Annotated in this window: 14 protein-coding genes and 1 pseudogene; 9 read left to right on the top strand and 6 right to left on the bottom strand. The window is 61.9% G+C overall.

What is annotated here, in order from left to right; translation table 11 throughout:
* Positions 1-155: 155 nt before the first annotated feature.
* The 4 genes from MESS4_RS04915 to MESS4_RS04900 all read right to left on the bottom strand — a co-directional run bounded on the left by MESS4_RS04915 (position 156) and on the right by MESS4_RS04900 (position 11,023).
* On the bottom strand, positions 156-2,846 hold the full coding sequence (locus MESS4_RS04915; RefSeq protein ID WP_006327267.1) for a non-ribosomal peptide synthetase: 2,691 nt from the start codon (positions 2,844-2,846) through the stop codon (positions 156-158).
* Positions 2,843-9,202: a non-ribosomal peptide synthetase gene (locus tag MESS4_RS04910; RefSeq protein WP_198292727.1), complete on the bottom strand. Its 6,360-nt coding sequence runs from the start codon at positions 9,200-9,202 to the stop codon at positions 2,843-2,845. Before MESS4_RS04910 ends, MESS4_RS04915 begins: the two co-directional genes overlap by 4 nt.
* Before the next feature lie 182 nt (positions 9,203-9,384).
* On the bottom strand, positions 9,385-10,092 hold the full coding sequence (locus tag MESS4_RS04905) for a 4'-phosphopantetheinyl transferase superfamily protein (protein ID WP_006327263.1): 708 nt from the start codon (positions 10,090-10,092) through the stop codon (positions 9,385-9,387).
* Between the two features lie 175 nt (positions 10,093-10,267).
* Positions 10,268-11,023 (bottom strand): glutamine amidotransferase, encoded by a 756-nt coding sequence (locus MESS4_RS04900; RefSeq protein ID WP_006327261.1) that lies wholly within the window; start codon positions 11,021-11,023, stop codon positions 10,268-10,270.
* A 155-nt stretch (positions 11,024-11,178) separates the two neighbouring features.
* Here MESS4_RS04900 and MESS4_RS04895 point away from each other — a divergent pair, with 155 nt between their 5' ends.
* From MESS4_RS04895 to MESS4_RS04860, 8 genes are all read left to right on the top strand, one after another.
* The gene (locus tag MESS4_RS04895) at positions 11,179-12,252 is read left to right on the top strand and encodes a LacI family DNA-binding transcriptional regulator (protein WP_006327255.1); all 1,074 of its coding nucleotides are present in this window, start codon (positions 11,179-11,181) and stop codon (positions 12,250-12,252) included.
* 64 nt (positions 12,253-12,316) lie between these two features.
* Complete coding sequence (locus MESS4_RS04890) at positions 12,317-13,423, top strand: ABC transporter substrate-binding protein (protein ID WP_006327253.1); 1,107 nt, start codon at positions 12,317-12,319, stop codon at positions 13,421-13,423.
* 70 nt (positions 13,424-13,493) lie between these two features.
* A complete protein-coding gene (locus tag MESS4_RS04885) occupies positions 13,494-14,336 on the top strand; it encodes an ABC transporter permease (RefSeq protein WP_006327251.1) in 843 nt (280 codons plus the stop codon).
* A complete protein-coding gene (locus MESS4_RS04880; protein WP_006327250.1) occupies positions 14,333-15,136 on the top strand; it encodes an ABC transporter permease in 804 nt (267 codons plus the stop codon). The genes MESS4_RS04885 and MESS4_RS04880 overlap by 4 nt, the downstream gene beginning before the upstream one ends.
* A gap of 46 nt (positions 15,137-15,182) precedes the next feature.
* Positions 15,183-16,190, top strand: a complete 1,008-nt coding sequence (locus tag MESS4_RS04875; protein ID WP_006327249.1) for an arginine deiminase family protein — start codon at positions 15,183-15,185, stop codon at positions 16,188-16,190.
* A gap of 30 nt (positions 16,191-16,220) precedes the next feature.
* Positions 16,221-17,297: an ABC transporter ATP-binding protein gene (locus tag MESS4_RS04870; RefSeq protein ID WP_006327248.1), complete on the top strand. Its 1,077-nt coding sequence runs from the start codon at positions 16,221-16,223 to the stop codon at positions 17,295-17,297.
* Between the two features lie 36 nt (positions 17,298-17,333).
* Positions 17,334-18,008: an isochorismatase family cysteine hydrolase gene (locus tag MESS4_RS04865; protein WP_006327247.1), complete on the top strand. Its 675-nt coding sequence runs from the start codon at positions 17,334-17,336 to the stop codon at positions 18,006-18,008.
* 1 nt (position 18,009) lies between these two features.
* Positions 18,010-18,342 carry a GYD domain-containing protein gene (locus tag MESS4_RS04860; RefSeq protein WP_006327246.1) on the top strand — a complete coding sequence of 111 codons (333 nt, stop codon included), beginning with the start codon at positions 18,010-18,012 and terminating at the stop codon, positions 18,340-18,342.
* Between the two features lie 15 nt (positions 18,343-18,357).
* On the opposite strand, the gene MESS4_RS04855 is transcribed toward MESS4_RS04860, so the two are convergent.
* Positions 18,358-19,305, bottom strand: a complete 948-nt coding sequence (locus MESS4_RS04855) for an LLM class flavin-dependent oxidoreductase (protein WP_006327245.1) — start codon at positions 19,303-19,305, stop codon at positions 18,358-18,360.
* Between the two features lie 156 nt (positions 19,306-19,461).
* On the bottom strand, positions 19,462-19,617 hold the full coding sequence (locus MESS4_RS31720) for a hypothetical protein (protein ID WP_006327243.1): 156 nt from the start codon (positions 19,615-19,617) through the stop codon (positions 19,462-19,464).
* 271 nt (positions 19,618-19,888) lie between these two features.
* Here MESS4_RS31720 and MESS4_RS04850 point away from each other — a divergent pair.
* Positions 19,889-20,238 (top strand): annotated as a pseudogene (locus MESS4_RS04850) (SDR family oxidoreductase); the annotation flags it as partial.
* Positions 20,239-20,297: the final 59 nt, after the last annotated feature.

Below are 20,297 nucleotides of genomic sequence, written 5' to 3'. Positions count from 1 at the left end.
GAAGATGACTTTTTGAGTCAACAAAATGTCGTGACGGCGGCGAGAAGCTGGGCTGCGTGCCGGAACCTGCTGATCGCAATGGCTTCGCCGCCGGCGCTGCTTCACTGTGGCCATGCCCGTGGCGCGCGATTTTCCTTCGGTCTGATTTTAAAAGATCAAGTAGTCGCTTGCACCTGATCCGCACCAGCCCCGTGGCGTAAACAATCCATCAAGACGTCGGCCAGCATACTCAGATTTGGCTCTTGCATAATCGACACATGATCGCCGGGAATCGTATGAACTTGAATTTGGTCGCACAAGGCATCCCATCCGTTGAAGGGCTGCGGCGAGACGGTCAACTCTATCCAGTTGGGTTCGATACTGGCGCGAAAGAGTGTCATGACGCCTGGATAAGGTAGCGGACGATACACATGATACGCGTGCAATCTTGCAGCCACGGACGAAGGTCTTTCGGCACGGCACAGGCGATAGCGCAGCAGATGCAGGCGATAGCGCAGGCGATTGCGCAGGCGCCATTCAACGTATTTCCCAGCCTCACGTGATCCGAGAGTCGCGAATTGGCGGAGATACAGTGGCACGCTCCGGTGTAGCGGAAGAGACCGAGGAAAGCGAAGAAACCGGCGTGACTTCGGGAGACGTCCGTCGAATATCGCCAGCAGATCGACCAGCTCGCCTGCCGCAATCAGTTGGCGTGCCATCTCGTAAGCCAGCCCGCCGCCGAACGAATACCCGCAAATGCGGTAGGGCCCATGCGGCCTCAGCTGTCGCACATGCTCGACGCATCTGCCGGCAATCTGCTCGAAGCTTTTGCCGACGTCGTCCTCGCCATCGCCGTCAAATTGGACCGCATAGACCGGCTGATCGTCGTCCAACAGGCGGGCGAGCTGCAAATATCCCAGTGCTGACCCAGGGGCCGAGGGGACACAGAAGAGTGGAACGCGCCCACCCCCTTGCTTCAACATGGCCACGGGAGTGGACCCTTCGGGATATTTCTTCGCTGCATCAGCAGGCTGCGAAAGCGACATGGCCAGTCGCCTGATCGTTGAATCCGTCAACAAAATTTTGAGCGGTAGCGAACGGTTGAAGACGTCCTTGATCCGGAGCATCAACTGCGCGGCCAGCATCGAATGGCCGCCGAGATCGAAGAAGTCATCGTCGGGCTGGATACCCGTCCGGCAAAGTAGCTCCTCCCATATTTTGGTCAGTTGTGCCGTCGGCAAGTCCGCTTCCGTATCGGACGGTTGAGCAGCCTGGCTGCTTTTGGCGGGCTCGGCGTGTAAGTGCTGTCGAAGCAGCTGCCTGTCGATCTTGCCGGTCGGCGTCAACGGCAACGAACCTATCGCATGGATTTGAGCCGGAATTTTCCATTGCGGGAGGATCGACCGCAACTCCGACCTCAATCCTTCAGCCTGAAACAATGCTCCCTGCTTCATCGCCACGAAGGCAACCAGGGAGTTCTCCTCCTGACGAAACTCGGCGATCACAGCGGCTTCTTTCACGGCCGGCAGGGCCAGAAAGGCATGCTCGATTTCTTGCGTTTCGACGCGGTACCCGCGAACCTTCACCTGGCTGTCGCGCCGGCCCAGGAATTCAAAACTCCCGTCACTCAAGAACCGTCCCATGTCGCCAGTGTGAAACAGACGCTGGTGGGGAAGCTCGGGGTCTGCCTGGAAATGGTCGGAGACCTCTGGAGCACGGCGCCAATAGTCAGCCAGGAACGCGCTGCGGACGATGAGCTCCCCGGCTTCTCCGTCCTCGACCGCCCGGCCCTGCTCATCGACGACCGAGAGATGCTTGTCCGCAACCGGACGCGGCGCCGGAACCGTGCCCGACGCAAGCGTCACACCGGGCGCCACCGAGGCTACGGCGATATGACCGGCCTCGGTGGAGGAGAAGCGATGACGCAACGCACATGAAGTCGCGAACCGTTGACGCCACTGTTGAAGGTCCGAGGCAATGACCGTCTCGCCCGCGAGAGCCAACAACCGCACGGACGGATGCAGGCCAGCGCCTCTTAGCGTCGAAAGATACCTGCGAAACAGCATGACGGGGGGATGCAGCAGCGTGATCCGCCGCTCGTCGATCCATGCCCCCAGATCGGCAAGTCCGCGCGACGCGACGTCGTACAATTCCAGCGTGGCGCCGTTCAAAAGCGCTCCGAAGACATCCGCCTCCGATGAGGCAAAACTGCAATAGGTCAGCAGCGACTGCCGGTCCGTGCAATCGACCGAATCATATTGGGCACAAAGCCAAGCCCGATGAAGCACGGTACGATGGCTCTTGACGACGCCCTTGGGCCGCCCGGTGCTTCCCGAGGTATAGAAGATGGCGGCAGGCTCGCCAGGGGCAATTGTCAAGCGCAAGGCGTCTTCGCGGTAACGCGTGTCAATCTCCTCAAGAAGAAGGACCGACCGACCGTCACCGGCAAGACCATAGGCCGCCATCTCGTGGGACGCATCGGTGAGCAGCAGATCCGGCGCCGCATCGTTGATGATGTCCCGCTGGGCCGTGGGCGGCATTCCAGGGTGGATGCACAGGAACGCCTTTGCGGCTTTCAGCGCCGCCAGCGCGCAGATCACCATGTTTGGCGAATGATCGACAAGATAGGCGACGCACCCGCGCCCGGGTACGGTGCGTTCGAGGATGGCCCGGGCTACCTGATTCGTACGCCGGTCCAGCTCCTCATACGTCCATTGCTCTCCGTTGCCGCTGATTGCCACTTGCAGCGCATGCCCGACGACCACCTTCTCAAAGCGCGCCATGATGCTCTGCTCGAACTCGGCCCGGTCGAAGGCGATCATGCGATCTTTTGGATCGGTCGCCAGATCGTGCAATTGCTCTGTCATTCTGCGGGCACTCGGCCGGTCGGTGTCTTCGGCATCGAAACGACGCTCAATTCGGCATCGAGCCCTGTTCTCCGTGCGTAGGCGACAAGCGCTCGATAGGTTGAGGACCGTAGTCGCACGCCTTCCCTCAAGCTTTCCTCGCGAGCGCGCAGTTCCATCTCGCCCGGAATGAGGATTTCGCCGATGTTTTCGGCGCGCTCGCCGTTCTTTGTCTGTTCGATCAGGCGATCGACGCGCTCGGTGAATTCGGGCGCCGGCATGAACCGCCGCGGATCGAACGCCATGAAGAAATGGCCGTAGTCGGGGGAACCATCGTGCAGTTTATCCCGATGATGTTCGCTGCAAAAACCGGCGCCGCTGAGTACACCCGCAAACACTTCCATCACCAGGGCTAGGCCATACCCCTTGTGCCCGCCGATCGGCACTCCCAGCCCTGCCGCAAGATCGGTCAGATCTGTCGAGGGGCGTCCGAAGCGGTCGAGAATCCAACCCGACGGCACCGGCTTTCCTTCCGCGACCGACAGTCCGATCTTGCCACGAGGCGCAACGCTCATGGCGATGTCGAGAAGGATCGGGGAATACCGCCCTGCCGGGATGCCGACACCAAGCGGGTTGTTGCCGAATGTCGGCGTAACGCCGCCCGTCGGCGCCAGGATCAGCGGTCCGTTGGTCGTGCAAAGCCCGATCAGGCCATTCTTCGCAGCCTGCCATACATAGTGACCGGCGGCGCCGAAGTGATTGGATCGGCGGACGCTGACGATGCCGACGCCGTGCTTGCCCGCCTTTCGAATGGCGACTTCCATCGCAACCGTGCTGACCCACTGGCCTGGGCCATTGTCGCCATCGATCCGCGCGGTACTGGCGGTCTCATGCTCGATCTGGATTTGCGGGCGGGGGTTGATTTTGCCCGACGCGATCCGCGAGGCGTAACGCGGAATGCTGACCATGTCGTGCGTCGGCTGGCCGCGCAGGCTTGCTTCAAGCTGCACTTCCGTCACGATCGCAGCACCCTCGGGACTCAATCCCGCCCGCGTCAGTGCCTCGTGGCCGTAGGCGCGAAGGCTTTCGACCGTCACCACGATTTTCTGCTCATGCTCGCTCGATGCCGGTGCCACCACAATGGTTTGCCCAATGTCGTGTTCTGATTGGGCCACGGTGCGAGCAAGCTCGGCGATCGTCTGATGCTGATAGAGTTGACGGAGATTGACCTTCAGGCCGGCCTCTCTCGCCTCGAGAACGATGTTGATGCTCAGGATGGAGTTGCCGCCCAGGTCAAAGAAGTTGTCGTGGACTCCAACATTGTCCAGTCGCAGGATTTTTTTCCAGACCTCCACCAGGATAGTCTCGGCGTCGGTGTGCGCCACCATTTGCGGTGCAATCTGCTTCGACGAAAGCGCCGCGGCATCCGACATGGCGGGCGTCGGCTGCAGCTTTGCGAACAAGGCCTGACGATCGATCTTCCCGTTCGGCGTGCGGGGCAACCGGTCCAGCACGACGATACGTTGCGGCAGCATGTAGTCTGGCAGTCTCTGCTTTAGAAATTCGCGCAAGTGCTGAGAAGCCTCCGTTTCCGCGGCATGCTCATTGGCCGCAACGAAGGCCACCAGGCGCTTGCGATCGCTGATCCGATCATCTCCGACTGCATCGTCGGCAACGCCGACCATACACTCGCGTATGTCTGGGTGAGTGCGAATCACGGCCTCGATTTCGCCCGGCTCGATGCGGAAGCCACGAATCTTGATCTGTGCGTCGGCCCGTCCGACGATTTCGATTGTCCCGTCAGATCGACAGCGCGCCATATCGCCCGTCCGGTGGAGCCGTTCGCCGGTATGTCGGCTGAATGGATTGGGCACGAAGTTCTTTGCCGTCTGCTCCGGATGATTGATGTAGCCTCGCCCGATGCCGGCGCCGCCGATATACAACTCGCCGCAAATGCCAACCGGAACCGGGCGGCGCGCCGTGTCCAGCACATAGGCCTGCGTGTTCGCGATCGGCCGGCCGATCGGGACTGTCGTCGCCACGTCGCCGCCTGCCGGAATCGGGTAAATCATCACGATCCCTGTCGTTTCCGTCTGGCCAAACATGTTGACGAAGGCTGTCCCCGGTCTGCACAGGCACCGCCATTTTTCGATCAGCGCGGGGGGCAGCGGCTCGCTGGCGGAGAGCATCAGCCGAACCTGATTGTCAAACAACCCTGCCCGCACGGCTGGACCGAGCGACGTCAACACCTGCAGGCAGCCGGCTGAGAATGACGGCACCAGATCCAGCACCGACACGTGCCGCAGGCGCACCGTCTCGAACAACAATTGTGGATCACGGATCTCCTCCGCCGACGCGATCGACACGGCTGCCCCGCAAGAGAGCGGAACCGCAAACTGCCGTATCGAAGAGGAAAACGAGAACGAGGCCGTGTGGAGATATCGGTCGTCCGACCGGAGCCCGAGCGCCCGGACCATCGCCAGCGCGTAATGGCAGATGTTCGCTTGCGTGATCATCGCGCCCTTGGGGTTTCCCGTGGAGCCCGACGTGTAAATGACATAGGCAAGCGCGTCGGGCGCCGGCACCACGTCAAGATTCCGAGTATCTTCTTGGGCGACGGACGCCTGGCAGGCGTCGAGGCATATGGTCCGCGGCAGACCGGCCTGGTCAGGCGCCGACGACTGCAACGCGGCGGTGAATTTCGGTAGCTGGGATGTTTGCGTAATGAGCAGCGTCGCGCCCGCATCACGCAGCATGAAGGCGATGCGTTCGGGCGGATATTCCGGGTCGAGGGGCAGAAACGCGCCGCCGGCCTTCCACACCCCAAGCAGCACCGCCAACGTCTCGGCCGATCGAGGCAAGCAGACCCCGGCCAATGTCTCCTGGCCAACACCGAGGCTGCGAAAATACCGGGCAAGCTGGTTGGCACGGTCATTGAGATCACGATACGTGAACTGTCGGTCCCCGCCCAACGCGGCCGGAGCATCGGGGGTTCGCTCCACCTGCGCCTCGAACAGTTGGACATAATTGTGCCCGAGCAGATCGCGGGCTTCGGTACGGTTCCAATCAATTTCGATCTGGCGACGGTCGGCTTCTGGCAACAACGGCAGTTCCGACAATTTCTGCCCGGGATCGGTTGATATGCCTTCGAGCAATGTCTGGAAGTGCCGTGCCAACCGATGGATAGTGGCCGGCTCAAACAGGTCGGCGTTGAATTGCCACGTCGCCGACATTCCTTCACTGGTTTCCGACAGGTACAGTGTGAGATCGAATTTCGCCGTCATGGTGTCGGCCCGGAAAGGCTGTGCGGTCAGACCGGGGGCGAGATCGAAGGAAGGTCTCGCCGATCGATCGATTGCCGGCGACGCCGGTGATGCCGGGCCTCGCATCTCCGGGACGTTCTGAAACGCGAACATGACCTGGAACAACGGCGTGCGACTGGGATCGCGCGCGACCTTCAGCTCCTCCACGATCCGTTCGAGCGGAACGTCCTGGTGCGCGTATGCGCCGAGCGCCGTCGACCGGATGCGGCCGAGCAACTCCACAAATGACGGATCGCCGGCAAGTGTCGTGCGCAAAACCAATGTATTGGCGAAGAACCCGATCAGCGATTCCAGTTCTTTCCCCGGGCGGTTTGCGATCGGCGCGCCGACGACGCAATCGTCTTGCCCGTTGTAGCGGAACAGCAATGTCTTGAAGGCTGCGAGAAAAATCATGAACATCGTCACATTCTGGCTTCGACTGAGAGCCTTCAGCCGATCGATCAGTTGACGATCGATCAAGACCTGCTGGATCGCACCGCGATAGGGTTGAACGGCGGGGCGAGGTCGGTCCATCGGAAACGTACAGGCTGGTGGAAGCTTCTCAAGGTGACGGGTCCAGTAGATGATCTGATGTTCGAGCTCCCCTTCCTCGACGCCCCGCCGCTGCCAGGCTGCGAAGTCGCCGTACTGAACCGGCAATTCTTCGAGCGGCGACGCCCGGTGCTCGCGAAACGCTTCGTACAGTTGCTTGAGTTCCGCGTACAGGATGCCGATCGACCAGCCGTCGGAGACGATGTGGTGCATCGTCAGAAGGAGCACGTGCTCCTCCCGCCCCAATCGGATCAGCTTGGTGCGAAAGAGCGGGCCGTTCGCCAGATCGAACGGTTGGCCGGCCTCCTCCCCAGCAAGGCGTATCGCCTCGGCGGCGCGCTCTGCTGCTGGATGCGCGATCAGATCGATCCCCGCCAAGCGGGTCGCCTGCGGCTCTGAGATCACCTGTGTCGGTTGCCCGCCGCGCATATGAAAGGTCGTACGCAAGATTTCATGGCGGCGGCGAATTTCATCAAGGCCCAGCGCCAGCGCGGCCTCATCGAGTGGCCCCGTCAACCACAGGGAAGCCGACATGTTGTAGGCGCCGCCAGAGCCGATCTGATCGAGAAAATAGACGCGCTGTTGTGCGAACGAGAGCCGTGCGGGCGCCGCATCATGCCGTCGGGGAATGCGTGGTGCATCGGCCGTAATCGCGTCTGTCTTCGATCCTTGCTCCAACCTCGCCGCACCGTCCGCAACGAGGTTGGCCATCTGCGCGCCAATGCATTCTGAAAGTCCTGCGATTGTCGGACTTTCAAACATGCAACCGATCGGCAGCGTGACCTGGAATATCTGTTGCAGCCGGACGAGAACCTGCATGGCGGTAAGCGAGTGGCCGCCCAGATCGAAGAAATCGTCGTGGATGCCCGGCGGGCCGGTCCCCAATACCTCGGCAAAAACCGCCGCCACCCGGCGCTCGGCGGCCGTGCGGGCAACGGCCTTGTCAGTGCGCAACAGGCTGCGTTGACCATCATGTTCGGCCAGGACTAACGCCTGAGCCAGATGTTTGCGATTGAGTTTTCCCGTCGGATCGAGCGGGATTTGATCCACGAAAACAATCCGCTGCGGCACTTGGAATCGCGCCAGGCGCTTGGCCGCAAAGCTGCGGATTTGCTGATCGCGCTTCTCCGCCGATTTGAGCACGACCGCGGCGGCGATGTTCTCGCCGAGCACCGGATGGGGAGTTGCAAAAACAACGGCCTGTAAGATCGCGGGGTGCTCCAGCAGGACTTGCTCGACCAGCTGCGGCGAGATCTTCTCGCCGCCGCGATTGATGACGTCCTTCAAGCGGCCGGTAACGAACAAATAGCCGTCCGTATCAAGATGCCCCAGATCGCCTGTCCGCAGCCAGCCTCCCGAGAACGCCGCTTCGTTGACGGCGGGGTCGCCATCGTAGCCATGCATGATATTTGGGCCGCGAACGACCACTTCGCCGTGCCCGTCGGGCGGCAGGACGCGGCCAGCTTCGTCCATGATCGCAACTTCCGGCCCGGCGGCCGTGCCGACAGATCCCGGCTTGCGCCTGAATGGTGGCAGGCGGTTGCTGGCAATCTGCGGCGCCGCCTCGGTCATCCCGTATGCCTCGACGAACGGCACGCCGAACACGCTTTCGACATCCGTGATCAACTGCGGCGTCATCGGCGCCGAAGCCGAGCGGATGAAGCGCAGCCCACTCTCGCGCATGTTTCCACGACACATATGGATTTGATCGAGAATCATGCGATGGATCGTCGGCGAGGCCGAATACCAGGTCGGCCGAAGTTCGAGTAAACAGGTGAAAAAGCTCTCGGCGGAGAAGTCCGCCATGCTGATGTAGCTTCCTCCGGAAATCAGCGACGCGAAAAGGCTGCTGAGGCCATGGATATGAAACAGCGGCATCACGCCCAGGCTCCGATCCGAGCAATGGAGATGGAGCGCTGAACAAATGTCTTGCGCCGAAACGCAGAGGTTTCGATGTGTCAATGGCACCAGCTTGGGTCGCGCCGACGTGCCCGATGTGAAGAGCAGGAGCGCCGGATCTGGCGCCGGATCTGGCGCCGGATCTTTGGGCACTACAACCGGCTCACCATCGCCCGTCAGCGAGAAGAGCCCTGCGGCCGACGCCGTTTCCGGAACCAGTCGCAAAATACGCATGTTCAGCGACTTCGCCACGGCGATCGCCGGCGATTCACCACCGTCTGGCACGATGAGCACCTTGGCCCGCAACGCAGTCAGCCGTGATTCGAACTCGCGCGCGGAATAAGCAGGGTTCAAGGGAGCACAAGCCGCATTGGCCGCGACGGCCACAATCGCAACGGCAGCTTCCACCCCTTCTGGCAGAACGACCGCGACGCGACCCGTGGACCGAACGTCTGCAAGGCCTAGCCTTGCACCGACGTAGCGGATCTGGCTGCCCAACGCTCCATATGTCAGCGGCAGGCGCCCGGCGGCCAAAATAGCCACCGATTCCGCATTCTGTTCCGCGTGCCGATCCACATGGCCGCGTATCGTTTCCATTGGCGATGCTCCGGAATAGACGTTCATCGAGGAAAGCTGCCGCTCGACCCAAGAAACGCGGTCGGCAAGTACCCCATGCCCAAATACCCCATGCCGAGCCCCCATGCCGCGAGTAATTGAGTGCTTGTGGGTAGCGTTGCTGTCAAGGACCGGCGCGGACCAACTGATCTGGTTTTGTCGCAAACTCGCGACAAAACCTGCTTCTTCATTTAATGCGCAGGCACGTCAAAATATGAGAACACCGTTCCATTATAGCAGCCAAAGCGCCCTTCAAAGTATCTATGATTGGTGGCAGGAGGGTGATTTGATGAAGCGATCACGACTTTGGCAGAGGATTTCTCGACATCCAACTCAACGCAAACATCATGAAACGTCAAAAAACGCTGTGACAGTGGAAAATACATTTTGTAGAAAGCTTCTTTTATGACAAACAGAAGCTTGGGAAGATCATAGTCCAAGCGTATTTCAATGGCCTCCCGGTTTTTTAACTCCGATACATGCGAAATCAATTTCGTAAGGTCGTCAGAAAGCGGATTAGCGTCTTCAATATCAATGCCAACACTGAGAAAATCAGCAGATAATCCGGTCACGACACAGCACAAGCTTCGGGTATGAGAGATCGAACCGACAGTGCCCGCGGGCCAGATCGGCGCTCGCGCGGCTCCGATTGGGATAGTGCAGGCAGCAATGCCCAAACTTCGCAAAGCCTGCCTTGCGTAGATCCGTCCGGCGCGAAATTCAAGGCGTCGCGCCGGCACGGCTTTGCTCAGCGACAGTTCCTCTTCGATCAGGAAGTCACAGTCGGCGATCTTGAGATCGCCCCCCTCAACGATAACGCCGTCCGGAACCAATTGCCGAATGGCCGCCACGATGCCGGCAGGCGAGCGAGTGCCGCAGATCTCCAGTCGATTACGCAAGGCAGCACATCCTTCGTCGGCAGGCACGACCGCATGCGGGCGAGACAGAACCCGATCCTATAGCGCAGTTTGGCGACGAAGAACTGCATCCTTGCACAAGGCCGCGCTAGTGACACCGAAAGGTCTCACTGCTTAGCCGGCTCGATAAAGCGATGCCCCGTAAAACGACGCATGGTCATTTGCCGGACGCCCAGCCTGCCAATTGCCGCCACAGCGGCGCGTAGCCCTGCCATTCGACGAAAGCGGCCGGCGCCCAGTGCGGCGCGCAATCGGAGGTGAAGGCGACGCTCCTGCCCTTGCCGTACTGGCCGGCGACGATCAGCGGATCATTGCCGACCTTCGCGACCACCGTGGCGCCGCTTTTCGGCGTGACGCGGTTGTAGCCAAGCAGATGCGGCCACACCGACCCGAGGCCGGCGACGATCGGATGTGCTGTCTCCAGGATCTGCGGCGTCACGCCTTGCGGCGACTCCACGCGATCATCCGTCGCGGCGACGTTGACCGGCAGGATCTCCTCGATCGCCGTTCCGGAATACTGACCCTTGGCCTCGATGCCCTGGAACGTCATATAGCCGCCGACCATGACGAAGCCGCCGCCCGCCGCGACATAGTCGCGGATCGCATGCAGCCTGTTCGGCAAGGCGACCGAGCGGACGAATGTATCGGGATGGAGCAGCAGCGTGTTGGCGCCGACGTCGCTCAGCATCACGCAATCATAATGCGACAGCGCTTTCGCATCGAACGGGAAGTCGCGCGCGGCGACATGGGCGGGCTGGTAATCGACCTGCCAGCCGCCGGTTTCCAGCGCATCGCGCAGCCAGCGGATCCCTTCCGCATATTCAACCGTCGAAAAACTGTCGAAGCCCTTCTGGTGGGTGCTGTGTACCGTCCATGATTCACCGGCAATCAGAACGCGTCCTGTCGTAGCCATCCTTTTCTCCCTGTCGATTTCTTCGTGGCGGCGCTCACCGGCCCTGCCGATCTGGAGAAAAGGCGTAATTTATGAAACCGGTTTAGTAAAGCGGTTTACATCTAGCATTTCCTATGCTGAAATCTTGGTCAAAGGGAACATTGGCGAAACCGCCCATGAAGAAACCTACGGCATCGACGATCAGGAATGTGGCGCACGCGGCCGGCGTGTCGGTCACCACCGTCTCGCGTCACTTGAACGGCCGTATCAAGCTGCCCGCCGAAACCAGCGAGCGCATCCGGGCGGCCGTGGCCAAGCTGGAATACCGCCCCAACGCCATTGCGCGGCGCCTGAGCAAAGGCAGCAGCGAAACCATCGGCCTGATCGTCTCCGACATCTCCTATCCGTTTTTCGCCGCCATCGCGAGCGCGGCGGAAGAGGAAGCGAGTCGTCTCGGCTACAGCCTGGTGATGTTCAACAGCCGCAACATCGCGGCCAAGGAACTGGGCTTCCTGTCGCGCATCGACGACGCGCAGGTCGACGGCATCCTGCTGATGACCAACCATCCCGACGATGGCGCGCTGGTCCAGAAGATCAATGCCTGCAGCAATGTCGTCCTGGTCGACGAGGACGTTCCCGGTGCCATCGCGCCGCGCCTGTTTGCCGACAATCGTCTCGGTGCCAGGCTTGCGACCGAGCATCTTCTGGAGCACGGCCACCGGGCGGTCGCCTTTGTCGGCGGACCGCCGGCATTGCTCAGCAGCAAGGAACGGTTCGGCGCCTTCGAGGACAGTCTCAAGCGGCGGGGCCTTGAGGTGAACCCGGACTACGTCTTTTTCGGCGACTATGACGAGCAGTCCGGTCTTGACGCATTCCTGCGGTTCGCCGCCCTCGACAATCCGCCGACCGCCATCTTCGCCTCCGCCGACATGCTGGCGTTCGGGATTTTGCAAGGCTGCCGCACGCTCGGCATCACCGTGCCGGCCGATCTGTCGCTGGTCGGTTTCGACGACATCAGGAATGTCGATCTTCTCGATCCGCCGCTGACGGCCGTGCACCAGTCGGCGGAGGAATTCGGCCGCCGGGCGGTCGGCCTGCTGATAGACCATATCAACGGCGCCGAGATACCGAATGCGGCGCCGGTCGCGGTGAAGCTTGTCGTGCGCCACTCCGTGGCCGCGCCGCGCACAATAAAGTGGGAACCGGCTGGAAACGCCTCATCGGAAAACCGAACGCCAATAAGAGCGTAGCCTTGAGAAAGACGGATCAACTCCGCGAAAGTCTGCCATCAACATCAACAATGGGAGCCTGATAATGACAATCTCGCATTTCGCACAGGACGCGGCGCAGATCGCGCTGGAAAAATTCAACCGCGGTGAGATCGATCGCCGCTCTTTCCTCTTTGCCCTCGGCGGCCTCGGACTTGCGGCCGCCTTCAAACCTGGCGTTGCCCAGGCCGACGCCTCCGAAATCGTCGTCTGCAACTGGGGCGGTGCGGCGGCGGATGCCTTCGCCAAGGCCTATGGCGAACCCTTCACCAAGAAGAGCGGCATGAAGGTGGTGATCGATGGGGCTGGCCCCGCGATCGGCGCCATCCGGGCCATGGTCGAGTCCGGCAAGGTCATCTGGGACGCCACCGACGGCGGTATGATCGACTCGCTGACGCTGGGCAAGGGCAATCTGGTCGAGAAGATCGACTACACGATCGTCGACAAATCGCAGGTGCCGGAGAATTTCGCCGGCGAGTTCGGTGTCTCGAACTATGTCTATTCGAACGTGCTCGCCTATGACGCCGACGCCACCAAGGGGGTCGCACCGACCGGCTGGGCCGACTTCTTCGACACGGCAAAGTTCCCCGGCAAGCGCACCATGTGCAAATGGATCCAGGGCCAGCTCGAATTCGTCCTCATGGCGGACGGCGTCGCGCCCGCCGACCTCTATCCGCTCGATGTCGACCGGGCGTTCAAGAAGCTGAAGCCGATGCTCGCCGACATCATCTTCTGGGAGGGCGGCGCGCAGACCCAGCAATTGTTCCGCGAAGGCGAAGTCGCGATGGGCAATATCTGGCACACCCGCGCCAATCTGCTCAACAAGGAGACGCCCGACAAGTTCAAATGGATCTGGGAGCAGAACATCCTTTCGGCCAGCGCCTGGTCGGTTCCCAAGGGCAATCCCGCCGGCAAGAAGGTGTTCGATTTCATCAATTCGACGCTCGATCCGGCCGGCCAGCTCGTGCTGCTGCAGATCATGGGCAACGGGCCTTCCAATCCCAAGACCCTGGCCTTGATGACGCCGGCGGACGCCTTGGTGAATCCGACGACTAAGGAGAACGCGGCCTCGCAGATCATGCTCAATCCGGCCTACTACGCCGAACATGAGACCGAGCTCCAGAACAAATATCTGGATTTCATCTCGAGCTGACCGCACGCCAACAGAGGGAAGGGCTGCCGCCGGCAAGGCGGCGGCCCCCATCCGATTCGAATTTGATCCGATGCGAAATTTCAAGACAACAGCCCTGCTGCTGACGGTTCCCGCCAGCCTGGTGGCGATCGGGCTCTATGCGGCGCCGATCCTGCAGGTACTGGCGTTGAGCCTGACCGAGCCGAAGTTCGGCTTTGCCAACTACCAGAGCCTGTTCGCCAACGCCGCGGTCGGACGCGTGGTGATGACGACGCTCAAAGTGTCGGTCACGACGACGGTGCTGACCGTGCTGGCGAGCTATATCGTGGCCTTCGCCATCATCCATATGTCGGCCGGCTGGCGCCGCATCTCGCTGTTCCTTGTGCTGGTGCCGTTCTGGATATCGGTGCTGGTCAGGGCGTTTTCCTGGATCACCATCCTGCGCCGTCGCGGCGTCCTCAACAGCGCCCTGATGGAGACCGGTGTCATCTCGACGCCGCTCGACCTTGTCTACAATCTGCTCGGCGTCACCATCGGCATGGTCCACTACATGATGCCGTTCGCCATCCTTTTGCTCTACGCCAATCTGTCCGACATCGACCGCCGCATCATGCAGGCGGCCCGCTCGCTGGGCGCGCGCCCGGCAACGATCTTCTGGCGCGTCTGGCTGCCGCTCAGCCTGCCCGGCATCGCCCTTGCGACCCTGTTCGTCTTCGTCTTCTCGCTCGGCTTTCTGGTGACGCCGGCTTTGCTCGGCGCCGGCAAGACCCTGATGATCGCCGAATACATCTCGGTGCAGATTTCGAGCACGTCGCGCTGGGACCTCGCGACATCGCTGTCGACCATGCTGCTGCTGGTCGTCGGCATCATCGTCTTTGCCGCCATGCGCAGCCCGGCGCTGCGCGCCGCCTTCGTCGCGAGGCCGCAGCAATGAAGCCGCGGCGCATCATCGAGGTCGGCCTGCCGCGCCTTTTGGCCTGGTGCCTGCTCGGCTTCCTGTTCGTTCCGATCCTGGTGGTGATCCCGGTCGCGCTCACCGACCGCGATTACCTGTCGCTGCCGCGGGACGGCATTTCGATGCAGCATTTCGCGGCGCTTGCCGACTGGAGCAAGGGCTGGCTGCCAAGCATGCTGACCAGCGCCGGCATCGCTCTGGCCTGCGCCGCGATCGCGACGGCTCTCGGCGTCGCCTTCGCCGTCGGTGCCTGGGCGGCGGGCGGCTGGTGGCCGTCCCTGATGCGCATCCTCCTGCTGTCGCCGATGATCGTGCCGCCGATCATCTACGCCGTCGGCATGGTCAAGCTGTGGGCGCGGCTGTCGCTGCTCGACAGCTACACCGGCGTCGTCCTGGTGCATGTCGTGCTGGCCTTGCCGCTGACGGTGCTCGCTATCGGCGCGTCGCTCTCCAATCTCGACCAGCGGCTGGTACAGGCGGCGAGAAGCCTCGGCGCCAGACCGATGACCGTCTTCGGCAAGGTGATACTGCCGAACATCGTTCCGGGCGTTGCCGCAGGCGCGCTGCTCGCTTTCGTCGCGTCCTGGGACGAGATCACGGTGACGCTGTTCATCACCGGACGCGCCGTCGTCACGCTGCCGCGCCGCATCTGGACGAGCATCCAGGATGCCGTCGACCCGGCGCTGGCGGCGATCGCCACCGTCCTGCTCGTCATCACCGTGCTGGCTCTGATCGCACGAGCGCTGATCGAGCACCGGCAACAACAACGAAAATTCTAGTCAACACTCCCGAGCCTCGGGAACAATCGAAAGGAAAGGAATATCCATGAGCACCGCGATGAGCGACAACGAGTACCGGGAGAACAAGTTCTTCAGCATCTTCGGCTCCGTTCCGGAACCGGGCTTCGACACGGCTGAGGAGCAGATCCCGGTATGGGGCCGCCATTGGGGCTGCTCGAACGATGTCGGCAAGCTGCGCGCCGTCCTGATGCATCGGCCCGGCGACGAGCTTTCCGTCGTCGAGAACAAGCCGATGCCCGAGGTCGGCGGTTTCGGCGATCCGGAAAAGGGCTGGTACTGGATGGGCCGCACCATGCCGGACCTGCCCGCCATGCAGCGCGCCCATGACGAATTCACCGGCTTGCTGCGTTCGGAAGGCGTCGATGTCATTCTCGTCGACAAGGCCGCCCCTGGCGCGATGAAGCAGATCTACACGCGCGACAGCGTCATCGGCATTCCGGGCGGCGCCATCGTCACCCGCCTGGCGCGGCGGGTGCGCCGCGGCGAGGAGCTGCCGGTGACCCGGGCGCTGGCCAAGGCCGGCTGCCCGATCCTCGGCACCATCCACGGCTCGGCCGTCTTCGAAGGCGGCGGCTTTGCCTTCATCGATGCCAAGACCGCCGTCTGCACGGTCTCCATCGCCTGCAACCCGGAAGGCGTACGGCAGGTCGAAAGCATCCTCGCCGGCCTCGGCGTGACGCTGATCAAGGTGCCGATGCCCGGATACCGTATTCACATCGACGGCGCTTTCATTATGGTCGACGTCGAGACGGCGATCGTCAACGTCAACGAACTGCCCTACCCGTTCATCGAATATCTGGAGAAACGCGGCATCAAGATGATCGAACTGCCTCCCGAGGACAGCGCCATGTCGCTCAACTGTCTGGCCGTCGCGCCCGGACGCGTGATCATGCATGGCAGCCGCTCGAAGCGCCTTGCCGACAGGCTCGATGCCGCCGGCATCACCGTGCTGACCTGCAATTACGAGACCGTCGAGCTTGGCGGCGGTGGCCTGCATTGCTCGACGGCGCCGCTGATCAGGGACCCGATCTGATATGGCTCCATCCGATATGGCCACGAACTGATGGCATTGCTGGTCATCGACGATCTGGCAAAGACCTATGACAAGGTCACCGCCTTGACCGGGATCAACCTCTCGGTCGAGGCGGGCGAGTTCGTCACCTTGCTCGGACCCTCAGGGTCCGGCAAGACGACCTTGCTGATGTCGCTCGCCGGCTTCACCACGCCGAGCAACGGGACGATCAGCCTCGACGGCAAGGACATCACCCATGTCGACCCGGAGGACCGCAATTTCGGCTTCGTCTTCCAGGGTTATGCGCTGTTCCCGCATCTCACCGTCGCCAACAACATCGCCTTCTCGCTCAGGGTCCGCAAATGGGAGAAGGCGAGGATCGCGGCGCGGGTGACCGAGATGTTGTCGCTGGTCGGCCTCGACAATCTCGCCGAGCGCAAGCCGCGCGAATTGTCCGGCGGCCAGCAGCAGCGTGTCGCCATCGCCCGCGCCCTGGCCTTCGGGCCACGCATCCTGCTGCTCGACGAGCCGCTTTCGGCTCTCGACCGGATGCTGCGCGAGACGATGCAGAAGGAGTTGAAGCGGCTGCATCGCGAGACCGGGGTGACCTTCGTCTATGTCACCCACGACCAGGAAGAGGCGATCGCCATGTCCGATCGCATCGCCGTGTTCAACCATGGCCGCATCGTCGAGATCGGACCGCCGCGCGACCTTTACAAGAAACCCTCGACACGCTTCGTCGCCGGCTTTCTCGGCGAGAACAATTTTTTGAGCGGCCACCGCGCCGATGACGATCAGACGAAGGTCGAGGCGTTCGGCACGCGCTTTGGCTTTCCCTTGGCCAAAGACGGCGAACGGCCGGGCGACAGTCTGACCGTATGGGTGCGTCCCGAGGACATCCGCATCGGCCAAGCGACGGGGGACGAGATCGGCTTTCGCGCGACGGTGGTCGAGAACTCCTTCGTCGGCGCGCTCGAGCGCATCCTGCTCAAGGCCACGACCGGCGAACAGATGGTGGCGACGCTGCGTTCGGAAGCAGCCGTCGCGGCCGTGCCCGGGCAGATCATCGATTGCCGGATTGACCCGTCCGCCATCGGCGTGCTGCCCAACGAAGTTCAGAGGTCTTGAGCCGGCGAAACATATCTGGCTGCGGAAGAGAGAAAAATGATCAAGGCGACACCTTTCGATTTCCCCTACGATGGCAGGCTGGTTGCCGAAAACACCGCCCTGATCGTCATCGACCTGCAGGAGGATTTCCTGTCGACATCGGGCTATTTCGCCAGGCAGGGCTACGATCCAAGCCCGCTGCGGGCCATCCTGCCGACGGTCAACCGGCTGATCGCGGCCGCCCGCGCGGCAGGCCTGAAGATCATCCATACAAGGCAAGGCTACCGCGCCGACATGGCCGACATGACGCCCTATGAGAAATGGCGCCGCAAACGGGCGGGTCTCGAGGGAACCGATATCCTGCTGCGTTCGAGCCCCGGCTTCCAGATCGTTCCCGAGATCGATTTGGCGGCTGAGGACATCATCGTCGACAAGACCTGTAATGGCGCCTTCACCTACACGGATTTCGAGCATGTGTTGCGTGCGCGGGGCATCACCCATCTCATGTTTTCGGGATGCACGACCGATGTCTGCGTGCACACGACCTTGCGCGAGGCCTGCGACCGGAATTTCCAGTGCCTGACCATCTCGGATGCCTGCGCCAGCGGTGACCAGAAGGCACATGAGGCCGCGCTGCACATGGTGACGGTCGAAAACGGCATCTTCGGCGCACTAGCGGATTCAAGCGCCGTCATCGCCGCCCTGTCGCAACTCTCCGGCAAGGGACACTGAGATGCCTGACGAAACTGCTGGCACACCGGGTGCGACCAGCCGGCTTTACATTTCGCTGATGCGATTGACGGACAAGGGGCTGGCGGAGCTCGCCGGCAGTCCTGATCGCCGGAAGATCAGCGAGGAGCGGGTCGCAGCACTTGGCGGCAAATCCCTTACCTTCTATGCCACGCTCGGCGCTTATGACTTCGTCCAGGTCTTCGAAATGCCTGACAACGAGGCCATGCTGCAATATGTGCTGACTGCCCGGCGCGACGGCTTCGTCGAGCCGCTCATCCTGCCAGCATTCGACCCACCGACCTTCGGCGCAATTGTCGAGCGGGTCTTGAAATGACGCGATAGCCTTGCGTCAGGAGGGAGCGCGCGCCTCTCCTGTCACGCGCGAGGCAAACGCGCCCGGCTGCGGGACATCGGCCTCGCGACGCGCCAGCGAATTGCGTAGGAGTGCGATCGTTTCGCGGCCAGCCGTCGCGATCTCGCGCGGCCTGTCGACGCCGACGATCATGAATTCGTGGATCCCCAGGGCCGCATAGGGAAGCAGCGACAGCGCGATCTGCGCCGGCGGCCCGGCAATGTCGGCTGCCTTTTGGCAGGAGGCGGCAGCGTTGTCCTCCGAACGGATCCGGACGGGAAGCGCGAAACGCACCTTGCTGGCCCGGCCGTGTTCGGCGGCGGCGCTGCGCACCCGCTCCATCAGCTGCCGGATCTCGTCGAACGAGCCCGGCGTCAGCTCAAAGACATCGGCATGCCGTCCGGCCACTTTCAGCGCAGTTCCGGACTGTCCGCCCATGCGTATGGTCAATTCGGCGCCGTGCGGTCCCTTGCGCGGCACATAGCCGCTCTTGATGCTGTAGAAGGCGCCCTCATGGTCGAAGGGCCGGTCGTTCGACCACAGCCGTTTCAAAAGCACCAGATATTCGTCGATGCGCTGCCAGACGACGGTGTGGCCGATCGGGCGCGTCTCGGCATCGTCATCGTTCAACGGCTCGCTGAGCATCCTGAGCGACAGCCGCCCGCCGCTTTTCGCGTCGAGGGCCGCCAGTTGCCGTGCCGCGACCGTCGGCTCGATCACGCCGGCCCAATGGGTGAGGACCACCACCAACGAGGAGGTGCGGTCCAGCGCCTGGGCGGCAAGATCCATATTGGTCAGCAGCCCGGCCGGATCGTCGACGACGATCTTCTGGAATCCGGCATCCTCGATCAGCGACAGCTTTGTCGCGGTCTCGACGAAATCGTAGAAAAAACTGGCGTCGGCGGGGTGCGTTTTACCGGGAACATGCGTGAACTCGATCGGCATTGCCATCTCCTCCATCACGTTGGAAACATGGACATCACGTTGAATCACAGGCGCGCGAAAGCGCGCCGGCATTCGGCTCATTCAACTCCGGTATTCCTGAAAGCGGCTATTTCTGAAACGGCAAGCTGCTGACCGACGGGATCAGGGCCCCAGGAATCAGGGAATCAGACCCAGAACGACTGCCCCGGTGAACACGAACGCAAGGGCAAAGACGAGATAGGCAAAAGCGCCCGCATAGGCCGGACGAAAGGTCTGCGCATTGGCCAGCCTTTGGCCGTTGCGATCAGTCTGGGTGTTCTGGATATAGGACATATCGGCCTCCGTATTGCCTATTAATCTATAAAATCAGTAGACTTTGTCGAGTGCTATTTTTGGGCTATTTCTAGAATGGATTTCTCAAATGCTTCCCAAAATTGGTCTGGATTACCGCGATCTGCCCTGCCGAAGACATCAGGCACGAAGGACCGCCAGACCGCGCCATGGAATCGGCACGGTCGGAAGGTGGCGGCTGGCGAGGTCAATGGGCATTCACTTGGCGGCCCGGTGCGTGAGGAATAGCATCGCAGTGCAAGCGGAATGCCGCACCTCGTCGATCTCGGCAGTGGCGGCGGCGCCGATGGAGGTGCTTTACGACACGACCAAGGGGCGCCCGCCACATGTTCGCGCGCGCCATCGCGGTCGAATTCCGCGACCATAACATCCGGTACAACGCCGTCTGCCCCGGCTTCATCAGGACGCCGCACGGCCTGCGCGAAGTCGCTGATCTCGGCAAGCTCGGCGTCGATGTCTCCGACGCGGCACTTGCCGCCCAGCAGGGGCGGATCGGCGAGCCGGAAGAGGTGACCAAGGCAGCACTTTACCTGGCCAGCGATGAGTCCAGCTTCGTCAACGGGCACGCATCTGTTCGTCGACAACGGCTTTACCGCGATGTGATGCTATCGAAGTCGGCGCCGCGCCTCATCTGCCTGCCGGCATCTTCTCCCCGTAAACGG

Origin of the sequence: Mesorhizobium sp. STM 4661, assembly GCF_000359125.1 — a bacterium.
Taxonomy (GTDB): domain Bacteria; phylum Pseudomonadota; class Alphaproteobacteria; order Rhizobiales; family Rhizobiaceae; genus Mesorhizobium.
This window is presented reverse-complemented; position numbering and strand designations above follow the sequence as displayed.